4 protein-coding genes are annotated in these 4,432 nt (G+C 37.1%); 1 reads left to right on the forward strand and 3 read right to left on the reverse strand.

Annotated elements, in window-relative coordinates; genetic code table 11:
• Positions 1 to 183: 183 nt before the first annotated feature.
• The 3 genes from AB6C75_RS22870 to AB6C75_RS22880 form a co-directional block, all read right to left on the reverse strand.
• Positions 184 to 666: a hypothetical protein gene (locus AB6C75_RS22870; RefSeq protein ID WP_133148836.1), complete on the reverse strand. Its 483-nt coding sequence runs from the start codon at positions 664 to 666 to the stop codon at positions 184 to 186.
• A 35-nt stretch (positions 667 to 701) separates the two neighbouring features.
• Complete coding sequence (locus tag AB6C75_RS22875; RefSeq protein ID WP_102535361.1) at positions 702 to 1,778, reverse strand: hypothetical protein; 1,077 nt, start codon at positions 1,776 to 1,778, stop codon at positions 702 to 704.
• A gap of 126 nt (positions 1,779 to 1,904) precedes the next feature.
• Positions 1,905 to 2,660 (reverse strand): TIR domain-containing protein, encoded by a 756-nt coding sequence (locus AB6C75_RS22880; RefSeq protein WP_102535360.1) that lies wholly within the window; start codon positions 2,658 to 2,660, stop codon positions 1,905 to 1,907.
• Positions 2,661 to 3,145: 485 nt separating this feature from the next.
• On the opposite strand from AB6C75_RS22880, the gene AB6C75_RS22885 reads away from it, so the two are divergent.
• Positions 3,146 to 4,375, forward strand: coding sequence for an AAA family ATPase (locus AB6C75_RS22885; protein ID WP_372109406.1), 1,230 nt, complete (start codon positions 3,146 to 3,148; stop codon positions 4,373 to 4,375).
• Positions 4,376 to 4,432 lie beyond the last annotated feature (57 nt).

Genomic DNA, 4,432 nt, shown 5'->3' on the forward strand with positions numbered 1-4,432 from the left:
ATGTGTTACCGGTTTTATTGTTAATTTATAGACTCATCTAAGCGGAGAAGAGCCGGTATGGTATGGGAAAGTAGCCCTGTTAAGGTGAGCAAGGCTACCACTAACCTAAACCATTGTGCCGTACACACCAAAGCCGATACAAACTGAAAATGCCAATCGTTGGGAATGACTCTTAGTCATTTGTTATGTTTGGTCACTTTTGAGATCCACTTTTGCTAAAGCAGAAAATTTAGTTAAATACTTAATAACCAACTCATAGTCGTGTTCAGCGTGTTCTTGGAATGTGTGGAATTCCAAAAAATAGCTATCATTCTTTTCCTTTTGATACTCATTTATCAGGCTCATAGCATCCGTAGATAATAGAAAAGAGCCAATATCAGCTACTCTTGTGATTTCTTCTTTGGCTTGTTTGGAGAACTTAATTAGTTCTTGGTCTCGTTCTTTAGAGACTTGTGAATCGAGATATTCGGCATCTAAATGTTCAGAAGAGTACTTTTTAGCTTTGTGGAATGCTTCCAACACTCTTTCGTAAGCTTCAACTCGTTTTTCCCACCATTTTTCCGTCCGAAACTTGCTCAACGATAACCGAACAGTGATAAAAGAACTGATACCTGCGATAGCAACCGCAACTGTTATCTGCAAAAAGACTGACTGTAATAATTCCAAATTTCCTCCTGAAAACATAACAGCTTTTTATGTTTTTATTTCCTGCATACTGAATGGTCTGGAGATAATAAGTTAGGGACATCTTTGAACACCGCTAAACTAAAGTTATCTTTAAGAGCCTCTACAATACTTCCGCCAAGACCAACCATCCCGACACCGATGCTACCTGAAACACATTTTAGAATTTCATCATTAACAATTTTTTCATCAAGTGAAGTCGAAAGGAAAAAGTCTTCAGAGTACAAGAAGACAATGTAGTTAGCTAATGCTAGCTTATCTTCTAGCGACAAGAGATTAAACTGACGTATAAACTGGAGATATCTAGTATCTTTTTTGTCGATAAACATCACAACAACACTAGTCTCTTCAAGAGGAAAAACAGCTAAGTGTAAGTGTTGAATTTTATATTTAGGGTCATGATTGTAAAGATTATTTACAACATACCCTTCTAAATCGACTGCTAACGCTAGCTTATGTTGAAATGCAATCGGCACGACGTAATTGAGCTTTTCATGAAAGAACAAGTAATATTCATCTTGAATACATTTCAAATCTACTTTTTTTGCACGCTCAAAACCTCTTACATTTTCTTTAAGGTCAAGATCTTTGATGTTGTTGATAGAACTAAAGTCAATGCCTGAATCTTCTTCCAGATTTTCATGAAATGCTATTTCAAATGCTCTTTGGCTAATAGCTTTCAGATAGTTTTTCATTGCTATTTGAGCAAGCGTTTTTTGCTTAAGGCTACTGTCGTAAGTATCTTTATTTTCGTAATCACTAAAAATTTTACTGTCACAATCTCTACAGATAACATGAAAAGTACCTGCTTGATTGACTCCAGAGTCGGGTTTTAACAAAGGAAGATCAATTAACCCTCCGTGAGTTAATAGCTTTCCATCTTCGGCTATATTTTTCAAAAATGATGCAGGTATTGAGTGAGAGTTGCAGTAACTTGTTGTTGGCTCTTTGCAATACAAACACTTACCACTTTTACTAATCTTTCTACTTGCAGATGCTATTTGGCTATTTTTTTTGCTGAACTCTACTTTACTCTCCAACATTTCTTTCTTTTCGCTTTCTGAAATGTTGGAGAGATTGAATATCTTATCCATTAAGCCTTCCTTACTCTAAAAACATAACGCCGCCATAAGTTGCCCGCCACCAAACCAAAACAGACCACCGTAAACACAGAACCCAACCCATACCAAAATACCCCGTGTTAAGGGGCAACTTGTATGCTACCAATGGTTTGGTGACGAGTCTTTGAACAAAACTGTCGAAGCACCTTTTCGAGAAGGAACATAGCCCCACTCCTTGGCTGCAACTTCAATATATTTAAGTGCAGAGCCTTTGGCTAACCCTAGCTCTCTATCGACATCTACATACTTGATTACTGCTGTATTATCACTGCTATGACGTTGTCCCATCCATGATTGAATAAGAGAGATACAGTCATTTTCATCATCGATGAAGTTTGATTCACCTACATCTTCGACGGCGTTTTCAGGTTGATTATCTTTCTCATCAGAACCAACTTTTTCCCCTAATTTTCCAATTGACTTGTTAATTCGATTACAGGCTGGACCCAATGATGCAACCAAGTTGCCATCTTGTCTTTCAGCGTCAAATGTTGCTGGAGTAATTCCTAGCAAGTCTGTAGGTAAATGAAAGTCTTCATGACCGCGAGGAATAACAATGAAGTTACGTTCTCGCCCTAACCCACCCACAAATAAGCCAAGTTCAAAGACAACATTGTCACGAACTGTTTTCTTTGATTCTCCTCTTAACTGTGTAATGTCATCAGGAGAAAAAACAAACAAGCCGAAGTCAGAATCGTCCAATGCATCCATTAGCGATTCCATAGTGTATTTGCTCAATTCAAATGCACCTTGAGACCATACTGTAACTTCTACTGAGTGTTCTAAATTTTCTTGGATAGCATAAGCAACATCCAGATTTTCAACCGATGAGCCAATAAACAACCTAGGCTTCATATATTCTCCTTGCTAACTTTTCCGCCAGTAGCATAACAGCTTTATATGTTGAAATTTTCTGTTTATCGCATCAACTTTACATAAAGAACTGCTGCATAGTTGTCTGAATATACAGGTTTTTTATATTGATTCTGTGTGATTTGTTGAAATATTCAACATATCATCATCTTCTGTATCAAAAGGCTGTGTAAAGCCATATGCAAGTATGCGACAAGATTAGCAATTCTACTGAATCATTAACTTAGTTTGGGATAAATCAAAGCAGCAGCACTCTCATTGAAAACTTGCTAGCAAGCTTTGGGGCACTTTCGAGCTAGAAAGTGCCATGGGTAAAAATTCAATCTCAGAAGCTTATGGACACAAATGCGTCAGTAAGTTTGCTAAATTAGCAATTCATGAATAACTAGAAGTATGGCAAATTATGTAGTTGGTACTTGCAATCTTACCTTGTAGAATATCAATTAGGCTCATAATTGGTTAAAAGCATGATTGAATCAATAGATTTCAAATTGATTGGTACTAGTGATAAGCGCGTTACCACTAACTTAAACGGAAAAAATCTCATAATCACAGGTGGAAACGGCTGCGGCAAGACTCGTTTTCTACATCAGTTACATCAATACCTAAAGCAATTCTTTAATAGGAAAATACAGTCTAAAGAAGCCATTCAGCAACAATTGAACAATTACCAAACACAGTTGGATCGCATTCTCGTATCGGACCAAAATTACAATTTCTACGCTAACAAAGTTCAGTTATCCAAAGGACAATTAGAACGTATATCTAACGAAAACATGGATATCAGTGATTCTGATGCTCTGTTCGAATTTGTTAACAAAAATCAATTTATCCTTCGTTTTTTCGAAGCGAATCGACTTGCAAGTAACATTGCTGGAAATGGTCAAATTGAAAGCATATCTAACGTGAAGCAGGCTGGTAAATCCCAAGGTTTCGAAGAGGATTCAAGTAATCAGTTCGAAAAATATCTAGTCAGTTACTACAACTATGGTTCGCATGTAATTGCTCGTGAAAATAACCCAGAGAAAGAGCAACAGATAAACGCATGGTTTGAAAAAGTACAAAATGATCTCCGTAACCTGTTTGAAGATAATGAACTAATTCTTCAATATAACCCAGAGGAACAAGCCTTCTACATTCACCAAGAAGGAAAAGAGCCATATCGATTTAATAACTTGTCTTCTGGCTACAGTTCAATTCTAAGCATTTACGCCGATTTACTGATGAAAGTCGAGTTACGTGATATACCAGCGGAAGATATCACTGGTTTCGTTTTAATTGATGAAATTGATGCGCACCTGCATGTTTCGATTCAACGAAAAATCTTTTCTTTCTTTGACAAGGCTTTCCCAAAGATTCAGTTCATTGTAACTACGCATTCACCTTTTGTTGTTCAGTCGGTAAATGACTCAATAATTTATGATCTAAGTAAACTTGAACCACTGGAAGACCTTTCTATGTACTCATATGAGTCGATTTTAAAAGGACTACTAGGGGTTGAAAGTACTTCCGATATATTAAACAAACAATTGGATGAGATGGCTGAAATCATTAATCAAGAGCCAGTAAATACGGAACGATTACAGGAACTAATTGACGGAATAGAGCCGCATGAGGGGCAGTTAAACGCTCGTTCACGTGCATTCCTATTACTAGGTAAGAATGCTCTTTTAGATTCGACCGATGGTGAGGGGTAACGAATAAGGATTAAGGTGTTGCGTAGCCAACACTAAATCCCAAGTGTTGAACAAGCC

Source organism: Vibrio sp. 10N.237.312.B06, from assembly GCF_041464685.1.
GTDB classification, from domain to species: domain Bacteria; phylum Pseudomonadota; class Gammaproteobacteria; order Enterobacterales; family Vibrionaceae; genus Vibrio; species Vibrio tasmaniensis_A.